This is a genomic window from Streptomyces sp. NPDC000941, assembly GCF_053599555.1.
In genome coordinates, this window is record NZ_JBSFMM010000001.1 from 68,013 (window position 1) to 88,986 (window position 20,974).

Here is a 20,974-nt window from a genome sequence, read left to right on the forward strand (position 1 = left end):
TGAGCGAGGCTCGGGGGGCGCCCGGGGGGTTTGGGCGCCCGGGGGGCTCAGGCGGTGCGGCGGTCAGACGGTGCGGCGGTCAGGCGCTCAGGCCGAGCGCCAGCGCCTCCGCGGTGATCTCGGACTGCAGGGGTTCGCGCGCGGTCCACCGGGCCAGCTCGTCCATGGCGTGGTCGGTGAGACGCCCGATCTCCGTGCCGAGCGAGCCCGCGATATGCGGGGTGATCATCACGCTGGCCTGGTGTCTCAGTGGCGAGTCGATGGGCAGGGGTTCGGGGTCGGTGACGTCGAGGATGGCGAAGAGGCGTCCGGAGGCGCATTCGGCGGCAAGCGCGTCGGAGTCGATGAGACTGCCGCGCGCCGTGTTGATCACGGTCGCGTGATCGGGAAGCAGGCTGAGCTGGTCGGCGCCGATGAGGTGGCGGGTCTCCCGCAGTTCCGGAGCGTGCAGGGACAGCACATCGACGCGCGGAAGCAGTTCCTCCAGCGGGACCAGGGTGGCGCCCGCCCGCTTCACCTCCTCCGCGTCCGCGTACGGATCGGCGACCAGGCAGGTGGTGTCCCCGAGGATCTTGAGCAGGTCGACCACCCGGCGGCCGATCCGCGAGAAGCCGACGACCCCCACGGTCCGGCCGAAGTTGGACAGGTCGCCGTATCCCGACACCGTGCCCCAGCCCTGGTAGGCGCGTTCCTCGTCGGCGGCGAGGAACGGGGCCTTCTTGCCGGCGAAGATGATGGCCGCCAGGGTGTACTCGGCGACGGGAATCGCATTGGCGTCCGCGCCGCTGGTCACCTGGATCCCACGGCGCCACACCTCCTCGTCCACCAGCCCCCGTACGCTGCCGGCGCAGTGCAGCACCGCCCGCAGCGCGGGGGCCGCGGCGATCCGCTCCGGTGTCAGTTTGGGCGCGCCCCAGGACGTGAGCATGACCTCCACCTCCGCCAGGCGCGCCCGCACCGCCGGATGGTCGAGGTCGTCGGTCCAGACCGGGTCGCCCAGGGCCACCAGATCCGCCAGCCGCGCGAGCCGGGCGGAGTCGAAGTGCGCGTCGAAGCTCGGCCTGCTCATGACGACCAGCGCGTTGGGCTTCGTCTGCATCGGGCGTCGAGTCCTTCCCTAGGCCGGTCTGGACCGGCACCGTTGCCATCTGACGCGAAGTCGTGAAATCGCGAAGTTGCTATGTCCTGCTAAATCCCGTGTTGCGTAGAACACATTGGGACCCGCCGAACACGTTGGAACAGGGATAGTGGGCAGCAGCACATATCCGCTATAGATCGAACACAATCGAAGCGATTCGTTCAGACTCGAACAGGCCATCAGGCCGTTGACCGAATGGCCGAGGGGGCCCGATGAGCGCAGACCGACCTTTCGCCCTTCAGCGCAGGGAACGCCTGATGGACGAGTTGCGCCGGCACGGCACCGTGCGGGTCCGCGACCTCGCCCGGCTGCTCGACGTCAGCGAACTGACCGTACGGCGCGATATCACCGCCCTCGCCGCCCGCGGCCTGCTCACCAAAGTGCACGGCGGCGCCACCCTGCCGACCGATCTCGACCAGGCCCCGGCCCGCCGGCCCCGCCCCACGCCCGTGCCCTTCACGATCGGCATGGTCGTACCCTCCCTGGACTTCTACTGGCCTTCGATCGTCAGCGGCGCCCGCTCGGCGGCGGCCGGGCTCGGCGTCCAGCTCCAACTGCGCGGATCGAGCTACAACCAGGCCGAGGACCGCCGCCAGATCAGCCGGCTGATCGAGGCCAAGCAGGTCCAGGGGCTGCTGCTGGCGCCCAATCTGGAGGGCAGCGGCGTCGACGAGCTGATCGGCTGGATCAGCAATCTGCCGGTGCCGACCATCCTGGTGGAGCGGCAGACCTCGCAGTGGACGCCGACCCCGCGCCAGCTGGAGTGGGTGCGCAGCGACCACGCGGTCGGCCTGGAGCTGGCCGTACGCCACCTCCACGAGCACGGCCACCGCCGGATCGGTCTGGTGCTGTCCAAGGGCAGCCCGCACTCGTCCCATCTCGCCCAGGGCTGGCTGAAGGCGTGCACGGAGCTCGACCTGCCCAGCGAGTTCGTGGTCCGCGAAAGCGTCGCCCTCGACCAGCCGGGCCACCGGCAGATCATCGAGGGCATCCTCGACCGGTGCCGAGGGTCCCGGATCACCGCGCTGATCGTGCACAGCGACCCCGACGCGATGTCGGTCGCCCAATACCTCGCCGAACAGGGGTACTCCATCCCCGACGACATGGCCCTGGTCAGCTACGACGACGAGGTGGCCCATCTCGCGGAACCGGCGATGACGGCCGTACGCCCGCCCAAGGCCCGGGTCGGCCGGGTCGCGGTCGAGATGATGGTGTCCAGGCTCATGGAGGGCAAGCGCCGCCCGGCGCAGCGCGTGCTCATCCTGCCGGAGCTGATCCTCCGTGACTCGTCGGTCAGGCGGGCCCGGGCGCTGTGAGGGCGCGGCGGACCCGCCGGTGACGTACGGCCGTTGTTGTACGGGCCGTCGACGCACCGGCGGGTCGGAGCGGACCGAGCCGGTCAGGGGGTCACCGGGGGCAGCGGGGGCAGCGGGGGCACCGCAGACAGCTCGACGTCGGTGGTGAGACCGTCCGGCCAGGTCAGCCGGGCCCGGTGGCCACCGTCGGGGCCCGGGTGAACGGAGACGGCGGGATCGGGCCCGCCCTGGTCGCTCTGGCCACCACCGTCGCTCTGGCCACCACCGTCGAGGGTCACCACGGCAGCGAGCACATCGCCGTACGGCACACCGTCCGTGGCCAGCCACGGCGTCGCGGTCCGGGCGCCGAGCGGGCTGTCGTCCTTCCCGGTGGCGACTCCGCCGCGGTGCAGCCCCCGCAGGCCGCGCAGCGACGAACGCAGGGACGCGGTGCCCGCCTCCGCGTACGGCCCGGCGCCCGTGCGGCCCGTGCCCGCCCACGTCTCGGGCGGGGTGTCGGCCGCGACCGGCCAACCGCCCATCCGCACAGAGCCCCCGCTCCCGCCCGCCGCCGATGCCGCCGCCGATGCCGGGGCGTCCACCCTGACGAGCCGGACCTCAACCCCCGAGCGCAGCACCGAGGCGACGGTGACCACGGGCCCCGGCGTCGTCGGCCCGGTCCGGCCGGAGCCGTGGTCGGGCGAGTCGTCGCCGCCGCTGTCGACCCAGCGCACCGGCCCCCGGGAGGCGGCGGCGAGCACACCGCCGGGAAGCTCGCGGACGAACAGCGTCTCGAACCCGGTGCGGTGGCTGGCCCGGCCGTCCCCGTCGAGCAGTACGACCGCGTTGTCGACCGGGTCGGCCGCCGACGCGGCGGTCAACGAGGGCACGGTGGCGGTGGAGTAGCCGAGCCGTGCGTACAGCGGCGAGTCCGCGCTGGTGTCGCCGGGGAGCGCGTGGTCGGTGCCGTGGTTGAGCACCACCGCGATGCCGTCGCTGCGCCGCGCGGAGACCAGCCAGCCGGGCGCCTCGACGACCCGTACGACGTCCCCGGTCTCCACCGGCAGCGGGAGTTCCGGCTCCGTCCATACGGGGTGGTCCTCGGGCAGCATCAGCCCGAGCATGCCCTTGGCCGCCCAGTACGGCGATGCCGGCCCGGAGTAGGACTGCCGCATCGCGGGCCAGGCGGCGTGCCAGCCGAGGCCCAGCAGTCCGTCCCCGTCGGGGGCTCCGCGTTCGGCGAAGTGCCGGACGATGCCACTGGCCGCGCGGCGTACGAGTCCCGGCGGTTGCCCGCCCGCCCCGGTGATCGCGCCTACCCAGAAGGGCGCGGCGGCGGCGAAGCGGTAGGTGAGACTGCGTCCTTGCAGCAGCGGCGAGCCGTCCGCGCCGACCAGGCACACCGCATCGTCGAGGTAGCGCGTAAGGTCCGCGGCCCAGGTCTCCCGGAGGGCCGGCGGGCACAGCGTGCCGGTGACGTCGAACAGATGGGTCCACAGCAGCGGGTACAGGTGCAGCGCCCAGCCCGTGTAGTGGTCGAAGGCCCGCTCCTGCCCGTCGCTGAGCCAGCCGCCCGCCCGGCGCAGCGAGGCGTGGACGGCCAGGTCCTCCTCGATATCGGCGGCCGACCACGGTCCGCCGGCCTCCCGCAGGAACGACTCGACGACGATCCTGAACCAGACCCAGTTGATGGGCGGATAGGGCTGTCCGACGACGGTCCCCAGCCAGTCGACGACCCGCTCGCGCACCCCGTCGTCGAGCCGGTCCCACAGCCAGGGCTTGGTCAGCTGCAGCACCAGGGCGATGGAGGCGGCCTCGACCTTGGCCTGGCCGAGCTGGTCGGGGCGGGGCCACGCCTCGGGCGAATGCGGATCGGTGCCCGCCGCGAGCCCGCCCGCGTACCGCTCCAGCAGACCGCCGAGCGGCCCGCCGGGGTCCGCGCCCCGCTCCCCCGCGATACGGAAACCGGCGAGCAGGAAGGTGCGGGCGAAACCCTCAAGCCCGTCGGAGACCGCGCCGTTCGCGCTCGCCGGGCCGGGCAGGTCGATCCGGGCTCCCGCCGGGGAGGCGTACGGCTGGGCGGCGGCGAGCATCCGGTCGGCGAGCGCGGTCCAGTGCGCCCTGGTCCAGCCGGTGTACGGGGCGAGGTCCCGGTCCTCGTCAGGCGACACTGCTTCCTCCGGAAGGCGGTGGTGGGTGATGGGTGGATGGATGCATGGCGTTGCCACCTCATCCCGTGGCATAGTCCCGAGTCAACGATTTCGAACAGAATCGATCAGGAGAGATAATGGGCCTGGTAGAGCCGGAGCCGGAGTCCCCCGCGTGCCGCTCCCTACGGAGCCGCCTGACCCCGACCCTGACGACCCTGAGCCCCGATCCGCTGGTCGAACTCCTACGCGATGCCCCTATGCGGCTCCCCGTCCCCACGGTCACCGCGCGCTCGGTGTGGGAGGCGGTGGACGCCGGCACGCGCGGAGGGCTGCTGGAGGAGGCCGCGGCTGAACTCCGCCGGAACGCACCGGTCTTGACCGCATCCGACTGGGCCCGGACGTTCCGGGACGGGGTGCGGACCGCGTACGAGGACTCCGCCCGGCGGCTGCGCGAGCGGGCCACGCTCTTCGTACTCGCCGCCACACTCACCGGCGAGGTGGCCCCGGCCGACGCCCCACCCGGTGCCGCCCCGTACCTCGACGCCGCGGCCGACGCCCTGATGGCTCTGGCCGAGACCAGCACCTGGTGCTGGGCGCCCCACGACCGCTACGCCAAGGCCAGCGACGAGGTGCTGCCGGACCCGGACGAGCCGTTCCTCGACCTGGGGGCCGCCGAGGTGGCGTCCCTGCTGGCCTGGGCCGACCACGTACTCGGCCCGCATCTGGACACCCGCGTCCCCGGGCTGCGCAGGCGGCTCAGGCGGGAGGTGGACCTGCGGGTGCTGACGCCGTTCGAGCGTACCCGGGACTGGCACTGGATCGGGCTCGACGGGGACGCCCACAACTGGAACCCCTGGATCCATGGGGCGGTTCTCGCCGCTGCCCTCCTGCTGGCCGACGACGAGGAACGGCGGGCGCGGCTCGTACGGCTCGTCGTCGAGGGCCTGGACCACTACGTCGCGGTGCTCCCCGACGACGGCGGGATCGACGAAGGCGTCGCGTACTGGTGGCAGGGCGCCGGCCGGCTCCTGGAAGCCCTCGACCTGCTCTCCGACGCCGGCGGCCCCGCGCTCGACGCCCGCGACCTGCCCGTATTCGGCCCGCTCAGCAAGTTCCCGCACCGTATGCATCTCGCCGGCGACTGGTACGTCAACGCCGGCGACGCCCCCGCCCGGCTGTGGCCCGACCAGCCCTGGCACCTGCTCTTCCAGTGGGGCGAGCGGCTGTCCGACCCCGACGTCCGCGCCCACGCCCTGGCATGCGCACGCGGAGGACCGACCGTACGCCCCCGGGCGGGCCTCGGCCGAGCACTCGCCGGACTCTGCGCCCCACGCTGGCGCCACGCCCTGGCCACCACTACCGCCGAAGGGCCCGCTGCCTGGGCGGCACGGGAAACCTGGCTGCCCCGGGTCCAGGTCCTCGTCGCCAGGGAGACGCCGGGCACGGCCGCCGGCCTGACCCTGGCGGCGAAGGCGGGCCACAACGGCGAGCGGCACAACCACCTCGACGTGGGCTCGTACTGGGTCGCCCTGAACGGCCGCCCCCTGGTCGTCGACATCGGCCAACCGACCTACACCGCCGCCAGCTTCGGCCCCGACCGCTACCAGGCCTGGCCCCTCCAGAGCGCCTGGCACAACGTCCCCGACCCAGGCGCCGCCCAGCAGCCGGGCGCCAACCACCGGGCGGAGGACGTACGCGTCGACCTCACCCCCGCCGCGGCCACCCTGCACGCCGACCTCGCCGCCGCGTACCCGCCGGACCTGCTGCACACCTGGCGCCGGTCCGTACGCCTGATACGCGCCACGGCGGACACCCCGGCCCACGTCCTGATCGAGGACCACTGGACGCCGGACCTCGCCACCCCCGTACTGCTACGGCACCTCCTAGCGGGAGACGTCGAACTGGCCGAGGGACAGGCACAGGTCACCGCCGACGGCCACTCGTTGCTGATCACCTGGGCCCCGGAGCGCGCCACCGCCCGGCTCGAACACCGCGACCTCGACGACCCGTTGCTGCGCGAGTCGTGGGGCGAGCGGCTGACGAGGCTCACCCTGACTGTCGCGGCTCCTTCTGCTGGGGAGCCGTTCACCGTCCGGATGGAGCGGTCACGGTGAGAAGGCGGTCAGTGCGATGGCGTCAGCAGAGCGTTCACCCGGACCGCTATGTCGTGATCCTCAAGACGTACGGAGGGCTGGGCGCCGAGATCGTACGCAATCCGTCGCAGAACCTTCAGCCACTCGGCGACGAACGAGCGGATCTCGACCGTCAATTGACTTCTGTCGTTGAGAAGGGACTCATAACTTCCGGACACGGCCATCCAGCGGGAATCGATTCTCAGCAATTCTCCCTCCCGACGGATCTGCCATTCAGTGGAGAAGGTGTCCGAACCCCAATAGACCCGCGTTTCGGAGAACTCCGCACGCTGAATCTCCTCAAGCAGCGGCACTAGGTCGTCGAGCAACACCGGAATATCGTAGCGATACTCCAGCAGCACCGGAATCCAGTTCCAGACCAAGACCGCATGCTCGGTCTCCAGAGGATAGAGCTGACCCACCGCATCGGCCATGTCATCAGCGGTTTCAACCTTCAGAACCTCGGGACATCCAGATTGGATATAAAAGCTCACCAACGCCCCTATCGGGTCAACGGGTTCGTTTACGCCTACTGCCGGATCGTAAGGGCACGGTTATCCCCCTCCCCTGCGGGACCACGGCACCTGCGGCCCCCTGCACACCACACTTCACGTCCCGCCATTCTCCGGCTGTAACACAATCCAGGACTCCCGTAACACGAAACGCGAGGGCATACGCCCTCGCCGTGCGGGTATCCGAGGGGCCGCTCATTGCTGTACCGATTCCGCGCTCGAAGGAGGCCTCATGCTGATGTGCACCCCGCAGTCCTGCGCAACCTTGTCCAGCAGTACGAAACCCCGCAAGCACTGAACGCCAGGCTGACGGCGGGAGCGGCTCAGCAATGAACGGCATGCCCCCGCACGAAAGCCCACTCGGGCCAGACGACCTCGAGGAGGCTGCCGCCAAGCTGTCCGATCAGCGGGACCGCCTCCGCGTGGAGATCGCCACCGCACGGGAAACCGAGTCGGCCCTCCGCCGCGACTGCGCCCTGGACGCCGCGGACGTCGGCGCGACCACCCTCGCCATCGAGGAACTGCACACCCGTACCGACGCCGCCACCGCCCTCCTGGAACGGACCCTCGCCGCGCTCACCCACATCCAGGACGGCACCTTCGGCACCTGCGCCACCTGTGGCGTCCCCATCGCCCGGGAACGAGTGATGACCATGCCGCACGCCGAGCGGTGCGTCGCCTGTACCGAGCAGCAGAGTGGGCGCTGAGCGAGGCGCTAGATCTCGCCGAGGTCGATCTCCACCGGGAACGGAGCCGCGACCTTTACCACGCCGGTGAACACGTCCCCGTCCCGATAGGCCCTGGTCGCCGGGTCGAGAACGTAGGTGTACACCAGCGGGACGCCGGTCGCGGTCTGCTCGATCCGCCAGTAAAAGCCGATCCCGGCCTTGGCGTACTGGTCCACCTTCACGATCCGGTCGGTGGTCTCCGACCCGGGGGACACGACCTCGGCGACCAGCAGCACATGCTCGGGGCGGGTGGGCGTGATGTCGATCGTCGCCGCGCGGTACACGACCACGTCCGGTCGGCGATTGGTGAGCGGCACGTCCTGCAGCCGGACGTCGAAGTCCGTGTCAGCGTTCCAGTCAGGCCCCGCGGCAGCCTCCAGGGCGTTCGCGAGGATACGAGCCAGGCGGTTGTGCCGCTTGGACGCGCTGGGGCTCACGACGACCATCCCGTCCACGATCTCGACGCCCGCACACTGCTCCTCGGACCAGGAGTCGTACTGCTCGGCCGTGATCTGCTCATGCATCCACGAGGGAGCGACCATCTCGGCGGTCATGACTCACCTCCCTGAACCTGCGCGACGGGCCTGGCAGTGCTGGGCTCAGCGTACTGGAACCGACTCGGCCGATCAGCCGGAGTCAGCCCCTGCCGAGGCGTAGTGCAGCCACGTCGTCAGGCGCTCGGACCGGCCACCGCGTCACCCTCGGACTCCGCCGCACCGGCAGGCGTGTCGCTCAGCCCGAGGCGCAGGTGCTCCACGTGATAGAGCGCCTGGTCGAGGAGTTCGGCGACGTGGTTGTCGTACAGCGCGTACACCACGGAGCGCCCCTTGCGGGTGCCGGTCACCAGCCCGAGGTTGCGCAGCAGGCGGAGCTGGTGGGAGCAGGCTGACTGCTCCATGCCGACCTCGGCGGCCAGTTCGGTGGCCGCGAGGGGACCCTCGCGCAGCCGGGCGAGGATCAACAGTCGGGAGGGGGTGGCCAGGGCCTGCAAGGTCGTGGCGACCTTGGCGGCACCGGCCGCGTCCAAGCGCGCACGGGGGACGGCGCTGGCGGGGGATGCGGCTCCATGACCCATGCGCACATCGTACGCCGCCACCCCATGAACACATGAATCATTGTTCATTCATTCCTGTTACGGTGGTGACGTCGGATGCGATTCCCCCCGCCCGCGTAAGGACCACTGCCGCGATGTCGTCCACTCTCACCCGCTCCGCCCCACCCCCCGGCGCCGCTCGCGACGCGGCGGCGCCGCCCAGGCGCCGTACGCGGATCTTCGCCCTACCCGAGGCCCGCTGGGCGGCTGCCGCGCTGGTGCTGTTCCTGGTCGGCCTGCCGCTGTATCTGCTGGACGCGCCGGGGTGGGCCTGGGGTCCGCTGTTCGCGCTCGTGTACGTGACGGGCGGCTGGGAGCCCGGCTGGGCGGGCCTTCAAGCGCTCAAGGAGAAGACCCTCGACGTCGACCTGCTCATGGTCGTCGCCGCACTCGGCGCGGCGGCGATCGGGCAGGTGCTGGACGGCGCCCTGCTGATCGTCATCTTCGCCACCTCCGGCGCGCTGGAGGCCATCGCCACCGCCCGCACCGCCGACTCCGTCCGCGGCCTCCTCGACCTCGCCCCGGCCACCGCCACGCGCCTCGCCGACGACGGCGGGGAGGAGACGGTGCCCACCGAGCGGCTGCGCGTGGGCGACACGCTTTTGGTGCGCCCCGGGGAGCGCATCGGCGCCGACGGCCGGGTGCTGGACGGGGCGAGCGACGTCGACCAGGCCACCATCACCGGCGAGCCGCTGCCAGTGGCCAAGGAGACGGGCGACGAGGTGTTCGCCGGCACCCTCAACGGCACCGGCGCGCTGCGGGTGAAGGTCGAACGCGACCCGTCGGACTCGGTGATCGCCCGCATCGTGGCCATGGTCGAGGAGGCCGCCGAGACCAAGGCCCCCACCCAGCTGTTCATCGAGAAGGTCGAACAGCGCTACAGCCTCGGCATGGTCGCCGCCACCCTCGCACTGTTCACGCTCCCTCTTGTCTTCGGCGCCGCTCTGCAGCCGACGCTGCTGCGGGCGATGACCTTCATGATCGTCGCGTCCCCGTGTGCGGTGGTGCTGGCCACCATGCCCCCGCTGCTGTCGGCCATCGCCAACGCCGGGCGCCACGGCGTACTGGTCAAGTCCGCGGTGGTGATGGAACGCCTCGGCCAGATCGACGCCGTGGCGCTCGACAAGACCGGCACCCTCACCGAGGGCACCCCGAAGGTGACCGACATCCGCCCACTGCCCGCCTCAGGCCTCGCCGAGGAGGCGCTGCTACGGCTCGCAGCAGCGGCCGAGCACCCCAGCGAACACCCCCTGGCCCGCGCCATCGTGGACGCCGCGCGTGACCGCGACCTCGACCTCCCGCCCGCCGAGGACTTCGCCTCCGCGCCCGGTACGGGTGTGACCGCCCGCGTCGACGGCCAGGCCGTCGCGGTCGGCAGCCCGGCCCGGCTCCTGGCCGACCGGGCCGACCACCCGGCTGCGGCGCTCGCCGAGCGGCTGGAGCGCGAGGGCCGCACCACCGTCCTGGTGTTGGTGGACGGCGCCCCGGTCGGCGTACTGGGCATCGCCGACCGCCTCCGCGACGAGGCCACCGCCACGGTCGCCTCCCTCGCCGCGCTCACCGGCACCGCGCCGGTCCTCGTCACCGGCGACAACCCGCGCGCCGCCGCGCGTCTGGCCGACGAAGTCGGCATCGCGGACGTACGGGCGGGACTGCTGCCACAGGACAAGGTCGCGGCGGTGCGGGAGTTGGAGGCCGCTGGGCGAAAGGTCCTGGTCGTCGGCGACGGCGTCAACGACGCCCCCGCCCTGGCCGCCGCCCACACCGGCATCGCCATGGGCCGCGCCGGCTCCGACCTCGCCCTGGAGACCGCCGACGCCGTCGTCGTACGCGACGAACTGGCCACGATTCCGACTGTGGTCGCGCTCTCCCGCCGCGCCCGTCGCCTGGTGGTGCAGAACCTGGTCATCGCCGGGACCTTCATCACCGGCCTGGTGATCTGGGACCTGGTGGGGACTTTGCCGCTACCGCTGGGTGTCGCGGGCCACGAGGGCTCCACAGTGATCGTCGGCCTCAACGGTCTGCGGCTGCTGGCCGATGGCGCGTGGCGCCGCGCGCGCGGCGCTGGGGACGGCGGATAGCCGACGCGCAAGCCGCGAAGCCGTCCCCGCACGCTATGGCGTGCCAGTATGGAAGGTCTCTACGGGCGTGAGGGGGCGTCAGGTGACTTCAACGCACTGACCTTCGTTGCCGTTGCTGTAGGTGGACTTGACCCATTCGGCGCGGGACAGGTCGAGGGCGCTCCTTATCGGGTGTCCTCCTCCATCACTATGCGGATCATGGCCAGCGACTCATCCGGGTTCAGGGCAGCATCCCGTAGCCGGTCGTACGCAGCAGTCGTGCGTTCCACCTCTTCCGGTGCATCGATCACCTGACCTGCCATCGCCGTATCCGCGTAGACGATGTTCGGCCCTTCGTCGAACGCCAGAAGAGTGAAACTCTCCACTGCCGGGGCGCCCCCACCCCGAACGGTAGTACGTCAACGACCCGGGACTGGGAGTCCCGGGCTTGCACAACGGGCGCCACTGGCTGTAGCGCTGCATTTGCGTCCTGTCCCACGCCCGGGATTCGGGGGTGGGTCTGGGGTGGCTGACTGCACCCCGCGTCGCCACAACTCTTCCGCTCTGGCGCGGATGTTGCGGGAGCCGTTCCGGTCCGCGTGATCAACGAATCCGCAGGACCGGCACGCGAACCAGGCCTGGGAGACCCGGTTCGCCCTGTCGATGTGCCCGCACTCGGCGCAGGTGCGGGAGGTGTACGCCGGATCAACGTAGACCACCGGTACCCCCGCCTTGCGGGCCTTGTACGCGATGAACTGCCCCAGCTGAGCGAAGGCCCAGCTGGAGTGGGTGGCCCGTTGGGGCTTGCGAAGCCGTACCCGCTCGCGGATGCCCGTCAGATCTTCCAGGGCGATCCCGCGACCGGTGCGTTCAGCCTCGGCCACCACATGTTTCGCGATCTTGTGATTGATGTCCTTGGCCCGCCGCGCCTCCTTGCGGCGCCGCTTCTTCAGGCGGCGCTTGGCGGACGGAGTGTTCTTCTTCTGGAGCTTGGCTCGCAGGGCGCGTTCGTGTAAGCGGCCCCGGTTGAGTTGGCGTCCGGCCATGATCTGACCGTCGCTGGTGGTGGCGATGTTGACGATGCCCAGGTCGATGCCGAGGAAGCCGTCCGGGCCGGTGTTCGACGGCGCTTCGGGGACCTCGCAGGTGGCCAGGAAGAACCACATGCCGTCACGGAAGACGAGGTCGGACTCGCCCTTGCGGTACAGCGCGAGCCGGGCCAACTGCTCGGGCGAGGCGGTGAACGCCACCTCCTTCACCCGGCCCGACACGGTCCAGACGGACACCGTCCGCTGGTCGATCTGCCAGGACAGCATCCGGTCGTCGAAGGGCTGGGCGCCGTCGGGCCGGAAGGCGACCGGTTTCCCGACAGCCTGCCGGTAGCGTTTCGACCAGGGCTTGCCGAGGTTTCCGGCTTTCAGGTTCGCCGTCAGTGTCGTATACGCGTCACACGTCTTCTTGATCACATGCTGGGCGGCCTGCGCACCCAGGCCCCACCGCTGTTTGACCTCGCCATAGGTGAGCTCGCGCAGGGCGAAGTTCCGCTTCACGTCCTTCTCGAACGCCACCGACGACACCCACGTCGCCGCCTCGTTGCACGCATGCAGGGTCGCCTCAAGTGCCGCCGCCTGCACAGGCGTCGGCAGCAGCTTCACGCGCACCACCAGCTTCACATCTGCGACGCTACCGGCCGCCGAACACTCCGGCATTCGAACACCGGCTTTTCTCACCAAGCCCTGCGAGCCGGTTCACCCGGCCGCGCTCCGCGCGGCACGACGCGGCGGCGCTCCGCACCGCTCACCCGAGGATGCGATTCCTCCCGGGGCTGCTGCAGCCCCGGGGTTCCTCGCAAGATCACGCTGAAGTGACTGAAGTGACAGGCGGAGCTTGACGTATCTCGTGCTGTTCGAGTCGCTAGTGGAACCACTGGCTTTCTCCCCATGCGGCGAGCCTCAAACCCCACCAGCCACCCCCGGCTCCAAGTCCCCGCAAATGCCTCCGCACACCGCCGCCGCGCGAGCAGTGGCCATCACCAAGGCAACCCTCGGCCCCAACCACCCCACCACGGCCCTCCGACTGGGCAACTTCGCCACCACACTCAGCGACCTGGGCCGACACGCTGAAGCCCTACCGCTCGCGGAACGTGCGCTGGCCATCAGGCAATCACCCCTGGGCCCCGACCACCCCGACACTGCCGCTTCCCTGAACAACCTCACCACGCTGCGATGCGTTCTCGCGGCGATCGGAACGATGACGCCTCGGCTTGAGCGGCGCGGCGGGGCCGCGGAGCGCTGGACCTCAGGAGACGGGGAATTCTCCGGCCTGCACGGCGGCCGTGAACGAACCCCACGCATCACCCGAGAAGACCAGGGCTGGACCTGCCGGGTTCTTGCTGTCCCGGACGGGGACGACACCGGCGGTCACGGATATGTCAGGCGCGAACTCAAGGCACTGGCCTTCGTTACCCCCGCTGTAGCTGGACTTCACCCATGTGGCGCGAGACAGGTCAGGGATGCTGCTCATCCGCTAGTTCCTCCATCACCTTACGAATCAGGGCAATCGACGCCTCCGGGGAGAGAGCGTCAGCGCGGAGCCGATCATAGGCTGCGGCGCTGTCCTCAACCACGGCCTGTGAGTCGATCACCGTCCCGGATACGGGGTTCTCCACGTAGAGAAGGTCCGGGTCATCATCGAACTTCAGCAGAGTGAACGCCATATGCAGGGCAGGCGCTCCCGACGCGTAAGGCAGCACCTGGATGGTGACGTGCGGTGATGCCGCCTCGTGGATCAGGTGGGCCAACTGCGCGCGCAACACTTGGGGCCCGCCCACCTCGCGCCTCAAGCACGACTCGTCGATGACACACCACAGGAGCGGCGGAGCGTCGCGCTGCAACACCTCCCGCCGCTGCAGCCGCCGGTCCACCATCGCGTCGATCTTGTCCGCGCCCTCCCGGGGGTGCGCAGCCTGGAAAACGGCCCGCGCGTAGTCGGCCGTCTGAAGCAAGCCCATGATGAGCGTGGCCGAGTAGTCCAGGATTACCGTCGCTTGCCGCTCCAACTGCACGTACGGCACGAACCACGCCGGATAACCGTGCTGGCTGGCCTGCGCCCGAAGCCGCGCGAACATGCCCTCCGTGCCGAAGACCCGATCGCAAGCCTTCGCGAACGCCTGACTGGCCAGCCTCTCCCCCGCCTCCACCTTCGCCACGTACTGCTGCCCGTAGTTGGCCTCCAGGCCCAGCACTCGCTGGCTCATCCCCGCCCGCGTCCGCCAGATCCGTACCTCCCTACCGAAATACGCGAGCCCACTGACCGGCTGCTGCTCTTCGATCGTCTCGCTCATCACATGAACCTCCCTCACGCCAGGCCGACTTGGTGTGCCCCCACCCCTGTTGCCTGCCGCCCCTCAGCGCAACGCTTGGAGTACACACAGTAATTAAAGCCGCAAGGCGCATCCAAGCCAGAAAGAACCACCCAAAGTAGCTAACACCGAACAGGTGACCGAATGAACGACCAATGCCCCACCTGCCACCACTTCCGCACGCTGCGCGAACAGGCCAAACAGGCCGGGGACTACAGCAAGGCGACCGACTACGAGGTGCTGCGCCGACGTCACCCCACCCACACCGTCCAGGTGCCTCAGCAGTCCGGAGGGCCACGCGCATGAACACCGGAAGGACTGCCCCCGGCCCGGGCCAGGAGGCGTACGACCCGATCAGCGACCGCACAGGCGTGGTCCAGGCGATTCACGCCACCACGGAACTGCTCTTCGACCACAAGACAACAGGCAGCCGCGTCGCCTTCCTGCGCCCCGCCCGGGGCGGCGTCGAGTGGACGGCCGACGCCGCCACCCTCCGCTTCCCTCCGGTAACCAAACCCCGGCCATGAAACCATCGCGATCGGTGGCGTCCGGGCCGCGAGTATCGCTTGGAGTGGTGACCTCGGGTGCATGACTGGCGGCACGCGTTCGCCACGCGGCTCAAGGAGATGGAGATCGGCCCGGCCGGAGGCGGGGCGCGTGGATGAAGGCAGAAGAGGCCAGAACGGGCGAAGGGGCGGTGCACGCCCGTATCGGTTCGTGCACCACCCCTTCGTACGCCGCGCTCAGGAGGCCGCGATTCTCCGCGCGATGCCTTCCTCAACGCGCTCCGAACCGGCCTCCTTCGCCGCTCAGGTCGTGTAGTAGAAGGCGTAGCCGTCCTTGGTCTCCACACAGTTGAACGTGGTTATCGCACCCTTCTGGGCCAGCGTGTTCCCCACCGTCAGGCACTTGCCCAGGCTGCCGTACACGGTCCCCTCGTACGGCAGGAGCGGGCTGGCCGAGGCGGTCCCGGCGCCGAACATGGACAGGCCCACGGCCGCTGCCATGGAGCCGACGACAAGTGCGGCCTTACGGGAAACTGAGTTCACTGTCTCTCCACTCTTTTCGATGCCTGCGGTCAGGCATTCCGAAATTCTCGCGAGATCGCCCCATCGGACTGAACGGGATATTCATAGAAGGCGCGGACAACGCGCGATCGACGCCAGTGGAAAGCGGGTTCGCTCGCCTTCCGAGGGCATCTATCCCGATCGGGAGTGCGAGATTAGCAGGACTGACTTGTCATTAGGTGACATAGCCCGAAGCCCGGACCGTACGGCGACTGCCAGGCCGGCCGATCGGTTCGGCCCGAATCGACCCGCTTCAGGTCTGACCGGTACCGCCGCTCAGCGCGAGTAGTAGAAGGCGTAGCGGCCGCCCGAACGCGGCTCACAGTTGAACCAGGACACCTCGCCCTGCTGGGCCAGAGTGTTCCCGACGGTCAGGCACTTGCCCAGGCTGGCGTACACGGTCCCCTGGTACGGCAGGACCGGGTGCCGGGCGGCCGAGGCCGTCCCGGCGCCGAACATGGACAGGCCCACGGCCGCCGCTATGGTGCCGACGACAAGTGTGGCCTTACGGGAAACTGAGTTCACTTTTCTCTCCACCCTTTTCGATGCCTGAGATCAGGCATTCCAGAATTCTCGCGAGATCGCCCCATCGGGCCGAACGGGATATTCATGGAAGGCGCGGACAACGCGCGATCGACGCCAGCAGAAAGCGGGTCCACTCGCCCTCCGAGGACATCTATCCCGATCGGGAGTGCGAGATTAACAGGACTGACTTGTCATTAGGTGACACGATCCGCGCAAACTCTGTTCACCTGCCTGCCGAAGGGAAACGACAGTGCGCGCGGGAGGTCTGGGGGGCGAACGCCAGGGCCCGTCCGGCGGATCGGATACCGCCGGACGGGCCCGAGGCCGGAAGGACTCAGCGAAGCCTTCGGCGATCAGTCGCACCGGCCGCACGGGTATCCACGCCGCAAAGCGGACCCGGACCTGCCCAACCCCGGCTCAGGCACCCACCGGCCGCGGTGCGTCCGGTGCGGCGGCGGACCGTACGGCGACTGCCAGGCCGGCCGATCGGTTCGGCCCGAGCCGCCCACGTCGCGGCGCCGTACGACCGGGCCCTGGAACAGTTCGGCTACCGGACCCGGACCGGGGGCGCACCTGTGGCAACGGCGGAGAAGGATCGGCAGGCAGGTGGGCGCGACCGCCCAGTTTTTGGACACAGAGTTACACCACTTCCAGTGAGAAGACCGCAGCGAAAAGGAGCGCGGCGCACAGGTGCGACGCGCGACGGATCAGCGCTTGGGGGCTCACCTGGTGTACAACGGCACGTCCTTGACAGGGTGACTGCGGGCGACAGCACGGTAACGGCACGCGGGAGTGCGGCTCCACTGGTTTTCGGGCGAGGTGGCGGCCTACCGCTGTTCGAGTCACTGGTCGAACCACTAGTTTTTGCCCATGCCACGAGCCTCAAAGGCCCCACAAGCTGCCCCCGGCTCTTCGTCCCCCTGCCGACTGCCACCGCACACCGCCACCGCCGCCGCGCAGGCGGCCTGGCTGTGTCTGCGTGAGGCGCGCCCCGTGGTCCAGGTGGTCTTCCTGGCGCGCTTCACCGTGGGGGCCCTCGGGGCCTGGCCGGGCGAGCACTTACCCGCGGCGCGGGTCGCTGCCGGCGCCCTCGCCTGGTTCTGTGCCACCGCCTCCGCCTATCTGCTCAACGGCGTGATGGACCTGCCGGAGGACCGGGCCAACGGCTCGCGGCGGCCGCTGGCCTCCGGCGCGCTGTCGGCCCGCGCCGCCCGCTGGGCCATTGGCCTCCTGGCCCCGGCCGCCCTTCTCCTCAGCGTCTTCGACCTGGGGCTTTTTCTTTGTGTGGGCGTAATGCTGTTCCTCGGCTGGGCGTACTCCGCTCCCCCGCTCAGCGCCAAGCGGCGCAGTTGGTCCTCGTCGTTGTCCGTGACCGTCACGGGCCTGTGCGCCTATGGGGCCGGGGCGCAGGCCGCGGGAGGTGAACCACGGGCGGGCCTTTGGCTGTTCGCGGCCGTGATGTCGGCGTGGATGGGGCTGGTCGGGGCGTTCGCGAAGGATCTGGGCGACATCCCCGGGGACCGGGAGGGCGGCCGCCGTACGCTCGCGGTGGTGCGCGGCGAGAAGGCGGCCCGTACGGTCACGGCGGTCTGCGCCCCGGCGGTGGGGCTGGTGTTCGTTGTGGGCGCCTTGGCCTACGATCCGCCGCTGCTGGCCGCCGCCCTGGTGCTGTTGTGCGGTGCCTGCTGGATCTCCTGGCTGTGCCGACATCCCGCCCCCGGGCGGGAACGCGCTCCCTACCGCGCCTTCATGGTCTGCCAGTACGCCACTCATCTGGCGATCGCGGCCGTTCTTCTCCTCAAGCTGTAGCAGACGGGCCAGACACGCCCGGCCGCAACGGGCAAATCCCGCAAACCGGTTGAGCTGCGCCTGACGCCTCGTTAACCTGCGCAGTCGGCAGTGCCCATCGACCGGAGGAGCGTACGGGCTGGTGTACCGGGCATGACAAGAACAGGGTTCTCCCTCGCCTCCCCCCACTCCGCTTCCCTCCCCCCTCGACTCCTTCTCTCCCCCCAAGGCAGGCAGCATGCTGCGCGGCATCGACGTCAGCTCACACCAGACCTCCTTCGACCCGGACGGGCTCGCCTTCGTCTTCGTCAAGGCGACCGAGGGCCGCTCGTACATCAACCCACGCCAGTCCTCACAGGCGGCCCGCGCCCGCGAGGCGGGGTGCGTGGTCGGCTTCTACCACTTCCTGTGGCCCGGCAATATCGCGGCGCAGGCCGGCTATTTCGTCGAGAAGTGCGCCTCCCAGTCGCATGACCTGCTCGCCGTGGACTGGGAGACCACATCTGAAGGCACCCACGCGAGCAACGCCGAGAAGGACCGGTTCATACGAGAGGTCAAGAAGCTCCGCCCCGGGCACCGGGTGCTGCTCTACTGCAACCGCACCTTCTGGCTGAACATCGACACCACGTCGTACGCCGGGGACGGGCTGTGGATCGCCGACTACGTGGAGGCGGGCAAGCCGCGCATCAAGGCGACCTGGCGGATCCACCAGTACGCCGAGCGCCCGCTGGACAAGGACGTGGCGCGCTTCGACAGCAAGGCCGATCTGCGCGCCTGGGCGCGGAAGGAGTAGCAGCCAGCCGGCGGCGCTGTCGGTGGGTGGGCCTACCCTTCCGGTATGAGCTACGCAGACCTGCGCGAACTCCGCAGCGCGCTCACCACCGCGTCGGACATCGCCTTCTCCCTGGACGCCACACCCTCCGGCCAGGAGAGCGAGCTGCTGACCGACGCCCTGCGCCGGGCGCTCGCGGCGGCCAACGCGCTGGGGGCGGAGCACGGTGCGACGGGCTGTTCTGAGCATCCGCGCGGCGCCGTCGACCCGCTGTACGGGGACAAGGACGACCCGCTGCCGCCGGGATACGGGCGCTGTCTGCTGTGCAACGACCGCCGGCGGCGGGCCGGCGCACAGCGGCGCGGCGGGCGGTGATCCGCCGGCCGCGCCGCATGCGCTCGCTCGCTCGCTCGTTCTGTCGTGCTCGGGAGCCGTTCAGCCGCCGTTCTGGGCGGCCCAGAACTCCTCGAAGGAAAGCAGTCCGTCGCCGTTCGAGTCATGAGAGTTGATCACAGCCTGGGCGACCGGCTCCGTGACATACGGGTCCCCCAGCTGAGCCATCACGCTCTTGTACTCGGCCGCGCTGATCAGTCCGTCCCCGTTGAGGTCGTACCGCTCGAACGCCTTCCGCGCCGCCTCGATGTCCGCCACGTGACCGCCCCTTCTGTACATTTCTCTGACCCGCACAGATTAGCGGGGCCCGCGCGGCGCCGCGTCAGGCAGCCTTGACCAGGTCGATGTAGCGGTCCCAGTCCCAGTACTTGCCGGGGTCGGTGTGGTCGGCGCTCGGGACCTCGCTGTGGCCGATGATGTGGGCCCGGGTCTTGGGCACGCCGTAGCGGTCACAGACGGCCGCGGTCAGGGCCGCGGAGGAGGCGTACAGCTCGTCCGTGAAGTACTCCGGCTTGTCCACCCAGCCCTCGTGCTCGATGCCGATGCTGCGGTTGTTGTAGTCCCGGTTTCCCGCGTGCCAGGCGACGTCCTTCTCGCGGACGAACTGCCCGATGTAGCCGTCGGCCGAGGCGACCATGTAATGCGCGGAGACCTGCTTGGCCGGGTCCTGGAAGATCTTCATCGCGTCCTGGAACGTCTCCTGCGTCACATGGATGACGACGAAGTCGATCGGATACGAGGTGGGGCGGCTGGACACCCGGTAGTTCGAGGTGCTGGCCGGGATCCAGTGGGTGGGTGGATAGGCGACGGCGGCTCGATCGCGTCTGGCGTCGGCATGTGCGGGGGTCGTGGCGGCGGTAGTGAGTCCCGCGGCGGCGGCGAGATAGGCGCCGGAACGCAGCAGGGTACGGCGGGAGGGGGTGGGGGTGGGGGTGCGGCCGTGCGTTTCCATGGGGGGTCTCCCGGAATCCATAGCCGTGACAGTGGGGGTGTGACGCGCGTAGCGCGGTTCCATGGTGAGGTGTCGGCAGGGCCATGCCAAGGATTGAGAGGCAAAGAAAGAATTCGCGTCACGGTATGGACCACTGGAAATTCAGCAGCCGGAAAGACGCTATAAAGGAAACGTGCAGCTGATACCCGCCATTAGCAAGGCAAGTGTCATACCTCACCTTGGATTGGGTTGGTCGCGGCCTGCGGCCTCTGCGATAGTGAGGCATGCGACCCCCATCGACCCGGGCCAGGTCGTTCACCCCTCTGCCACGGATGACACCCCTTTCACCATCCGCGGCGGATCCGCAAGAGGTCCCACATCGTCGCGAACCGACGGTGGGGGCCTCTTCGGCATATGCCGCATGTGGCATACAGCAGGCGCCGCCCCGCCGGGGCGCTCAGGGGCCCGCCGGGGCGCTCAGGGCTCGGTCACCCGCATCTCGAACCACGTCGTCTTACCGCGCGGCAGCAGATCCGCCCCCCACCGCTGGGCGAGCTGATCCACCAGCCACAGCCCCCGCCCGCTCGTATCGAGCAGGGCCACCGGCATCAGACACGGCAGACCGCGCGACGGGTCCCGCACCTCCACCCGGATCCAGCCACGCCGCCGCAGCATCCGCAGCCCGAACGTACGGGCGCCGGTGTGCCGGACGGCGTTGCCCACCAACTCCGACACCAGTAGCACGGTGTGTTCGGCCAGCTGAGGGGTCAGGCCCCAGTCACGCAGCACGACACATTCGGCCAGCCGGCGGGCGGTGCCTGCCGACTCCGGGCGGGAGGGCAGCTGTACCTCGTCGACCGCGGGGTTCCCGAACAGATCGACCGCCTTGGCGACCGACTCGTCATTGATGGACGGCACCCGCCGAGCCGCGGCCGTACCGGTGCGCTGCGGCTGCTCCATACCCTCCAAGCCCGCCATGCCCCCCATCATGGCCGCCCGACTGGCCGTCCGGGGCCGAACCATGGGATT

General features: G+C 69.9%; 24 protein-coding genes and 1 pseudogene. 10 read left to right on the plus strand and 15 right to left on the minus strand.

What is annotated here, in order from left to right; all coding sequences use genetic code 11:
- Positions 1–79: 79 nt before the first annotated feature.
- Positions 80–1,099 (minus strand): hydroxyacid dehydrogenase, encoded by a 1,020-nt coding sequence (locus tag ACWDSL_RS00300; RefSeq protein WP_450480108.1) that lies wholly within the window; start codon positions 1,097–1,099, stop codon positions 80–82.
- Positions 1,100–1,350: 251 nt separating this feature from the next.
- Between ACWDSL_RS00300 and ACWDSL_RS00305 the strand changes: the two genes are divergently transcribed.
- Complete coding sequence (locus ACWDSL_RS00305) at positions 1,351–2,454, plus strand: substrate-binding domain-containing protein (protein ID WP_450480110.1); 1,104 nt, start codon at positions 1,351–1,353, stop codon at positions 2,452–2,454.
- 83 nt (positions 2,455–2,537) lie between these two features.
- On the opposite strand, the gene ACWDSL_RS00310 is transcribed toward ACWDSL_RS00305, so the two are convergent.
- A complete protein-coding gene (locus ACWDSL_RS00310; protein WP_450480112.1) occupies positions 2,538–4,604 on the minus strand; it encodes a DUF2264 domain-containing protein in 2,067 nt (688 codons plus the stop codon).
- 116 nt (positions 4,605–4,720) lie between these two features.
- Here ACWDSL_RS00310 and ACWDSL_RS00315 point away from each other — a divergent pair, with 116 nt between their 5' ends.
- Positions 4,721–6,697, plus strand: coding sequence for a heparinase II/III domain-containing protein (locus ACWDSL_RS00315; protein WP_450480114.1), 1,977 nt, complete (start codon positions 4,721–4,723; stop codon positions 6,695–6,697).
- A gap of 8 nt (positions 6,698–6,705) precedes the next feature.
- Here ACWDSL_RS00315 and ACWDSL_RS00320 read toward each other — a convergent pair whose 3' ends face one another.
- Entirely contained in the window at positions 6,706–7,209 is a 504-nt protein-coding gene (locus ACWDSL_RS00320; RefSeq protein ID WP_450480116.1) for a hypothetical protein, read from the minus strand.
- Between the two features lie 347 nt (positions 7,210–7,556).
- On the opposite strand from ACWDSL_RS00320, the gene ACWDSL_RS00325 reads away from it, so the two are divergent.
- Positions 7,557–7,934, plus strand: a complete 378-nt coding sequence (locus ACWDSL_RS00325; protein ID WP_450480118.1) for a TraR/DksA family transcriptional regulator — start codon at positions 7,557–7,559, stop codon at positions 7,932–7,934.
- Positions 7,935–7,942: 8 nt separating this feature from the next.
- Here the strand turns inward: ACWDSL_RS00325 and ACWDSL_RS00330 are convergent, their stop codons facing one another.
- Positions 7,943–8,509, minus strand: a complete 567-nt coding sequence (locus ACWDSL_RS00330; protein ID WP_450480120.1) for a Uma2 family endonuclease — start codon at positions 8,507–8,509, stop codon at positions 7,943–7,945.
- A gap of 116 nt (positions 8,510–8,625) precedes the next feature.
- Positions 8,626–9,030, minus strand: coding sequence for an ArsR/SmtB family transcription factor (locus ACWDSL_RS00335; protein ID WP_450480122.1), 405 nt, complete (start codon positions 9,028–9,030; stop codon positions 8,626–8,628).
- 113 nt (positions 9,031–9,143) lie between these two features.
- Between ACWDSL_RS00335 and ACWDSL_RS00340 the strand changes: the two genes are divergently transcribed.
- Complete coding sequence (locus tag ACWDSL_RS00340) at positions 9,144–11,129, plus strand: heavy metal translocating P-type ATPase (RefSeq protein WP_450480124.1); 1,986 nt, start codon at positions 9,144–9,146, stop codon at positions 11,127–11,129.
- A gap of 78 nt (positions 11,130–11,207) precedes the next feature.
- Here the strand turns inward: ACWDSL_RS00340 and ACWDSL_RS00345 are convergent, their stop codons facing one another.
- From ACWDSL_RS00345 to ACWDSL_RS00355, 3 genes are read right to left on the minus strand one after another with little or no spacing between them, the layout of a single operon-like run.
- Positions 11,208–11,297 carry a DUF397 domain-containing protein gene (locus ACWDSL_RS00345; protein WP_450480286.1) on the minus strand — a complete coding sequence of 30 codons (90 nt, stop codon included), beginning with the start codon at positions 11,295–11,297 and terminating at the stop codon, positions 11,208–11,210.
- Positions 11,294–11,494, minus strand: coding sequence for a Scr1 family TA system antitoxin-like transcriptional regulator (locus ACWDSL_RS00350; protein ID WP_450480126.1), 201 nt, complete (start codon positions 11,492–11,494; stop codon positions 11,294–11,296). Before ACWDSL_RS00350 ends, ACWDSL_RS00345 begins: the two co-directional genes overlap by 4 nt.
- A 33-nt stretch (positions 11,495–11,527) precedes the next feature.
- Positions 11,528–12,781: an RNA-guided endonuclease InsQ/TnpB family protein gene (locus tag ACWDSL_RS00355; RefSeq protein ID WP_450480128.1), complete on the minus strand. Its 1,254-nt coding sequence runs from the start codon at positions 12,779–12,781 to the stop codon at positions 11,528–11,530.
- Positions 12,782–13,100: 319 nt separating this feature from the next.
- Here ACWDSL_RS00355 and ACWDSL_RS00360 point away from each other — a divergent pair.
- A pseudogene (locus ACWDSL_RS00360) lies at positions 13,101–13,286 on the plus strand (tetratricopeptide repeat protein); the annotation flags it as partial.
- 120 nt (positions 13,287–13,406) lie between these two features.
- Here ACWDSL_RS00360 and ACWDSL_RS00365 read toward each other — a convergent pair.
- Positions 13,407–13,631 (minus strand): DUF397 domain-containing protein, encoded by a 225-nt coding sequence (locus tag ACWDSL_RS00365; RefSeq protein ID WP_450480130.1) that lies wholly within the window; start codon positions 13,629–13,631, stop codon positions 13,407–13,409.
- Positions 13,615–14,451, minus strand: coding sequence for a helix-turn-helix domain-containing protein (locus tag ACWDSL_RS00370; protein ID WP_450480132.1), 837 nt, complete (start codon positions 14,449–14,451; stop codon positions 13,615–13,617). Before ACWDSL_RS00370 ends, ACWDSL_RS00365 begins: the two co-directional genes overlap by 17 nt.
- Positions 14,452–14,613: 162 nt before the next feature.
- Between ACWDSL_RS00370 and ACWDSL_RS00375 the strand changes: the two genes are divergently transcribed.
- Entirely contained in the window at positions 14,614–14,775 is a 162-nt protein-coding gene (locus ACWDSL_RS00375; protein WP_450480134.1) for a hypothetical protein, read from the plus strand.
- A complete protein-coding gene (locus ACWDSL_RS00380; RefSeq protein WP_450480136.1) occupies positions 14,772–14,996 on the plus strand; it encodes a hypothetical protein in 225 nt (74 codons plus the stop codon). Before ACWDSL_RS00375 ends, ACWDSL_RS00380 begins: the two co-directional genes overlap by 4 nt.
- 282 nt (positions 14,997–15,278) lie before the next feature.
- On the opposite strand, the gene ACWDSL_RS00385 is transcribed toward ACWDSL_RS00380, so the two are convergent.
- Both ACWDSL_RS00385 and ACWDSL_RS00390 read right to left on the minus strand, forming a co-directional pair.
- Positions 15,279–15,476, minus strand: a complete 198-nt coding sequence (locus ACWDSL_RS00385; RefSeq protein ID WP_450480138.1) for a hypothetical protein — start codon at positions 15,474–15,476, stop codon at positions 15,279–15,281.
- A 336-nt stretch (positions 15,477–15,812) separates the two neighbouring features.
- Positions 15,813–16,061, minus strand: a complete 249-nt coding sequence (locus ACWDSL_RS00390; RefSeq protein ID WP_450480140.1) for a hypothetical protein — start codon at positions 16,059–16,061, stop codon at positions 15,813–15,815.
- Positions 16,062–16,931: 870 nt separating this feature from the next.
- Between ACWDSL_RS00390 and ACWDSL_RS00395 the strand changes: the two genes are divergently transcribed.
- From ACWDSL_RS00395 to ACWDSL_RS00405, 3 genes are all read left to right on the plus strand, one after another.
- Complete coding sequence (locus tag ACWDSL_RS00395) at positions 16,932–17,870, plus strand: UbiA family prenyltransferase (protein WP_450480142.1); 939 nt, start codon at positions 16,932–16,934, stop codon at positions 17,868–17,870.
- Between the two features lie 217 nt (positions 17,871–18,087).
- Positions 18,088–18,642, plus strand: coding sequence for a glycoside hydrolase family 25 protein (locus ACWDSL_RS00400; protein ID WP_450480144.1), 555 nt, complete (start codon positions 18,088–18,090; stop codon positions 18,640–18,642).
- 45 nt (positions 18,643–18,687) lie between these two features.
- Positions 18,688–18,996 (plus strand): hypothetical protein, encoded by a 309-nt coding sequence (locus ACWDSL_RS00405; protein ID WP_450480145.1) that lies wholly within the window; start codon positions 18,688–18,690, stop codon positions 18,994–18,996.
- A 60-nt stretch (positions 18,997–19,056) separates the two neighbouring features.
- On the opposite strand, the gene ACWDSL_RS00410 is transcribed toward ACWDSL_RS00405, so the two are convergent.
- The 3 genes from ACWDSL_RS00410 to ACWDSL_RS00420 form a co-directional block, all read right to left on the minus strand.
- Positions 19,057–19,272: an EF-hand domain-containing protein gene (locus tag ACWDSL_RS00410; protein WP_089511039.1), complete on the minus strand. Its 216-nt coding sequence runs from the start codon at positions 19,270–19,272 to the stop codon at positions 19,057–19,059.
- A 64-nt stretch (positions 19,273–19,336) separates the two neighbouring features.
- Positions 19,337–19,966, minus strand: coding sequence for an N-acetylmuramoyl-L-alanine amidase (locus tag ACWDSL_RS00415; protein WP_450480147.1), 630 nt, complete (start codon positions 19,964–19,966; stop codon positions 19,337–19,339).
- Between the two features lie 456 nt (positions 19,967–20,422).
- Complete coding sequence (locus ACWDSL_RS00420; protein WP_450480149.1) at positions 20,423–20,923, minus strand: ATP-binding protein; 501 nt, start codon at positions 20,921–20,923, stop codon at positions 20,423–20,425.
- Positions 20,924–20,974: the final 51 nt, after the last annotated feature.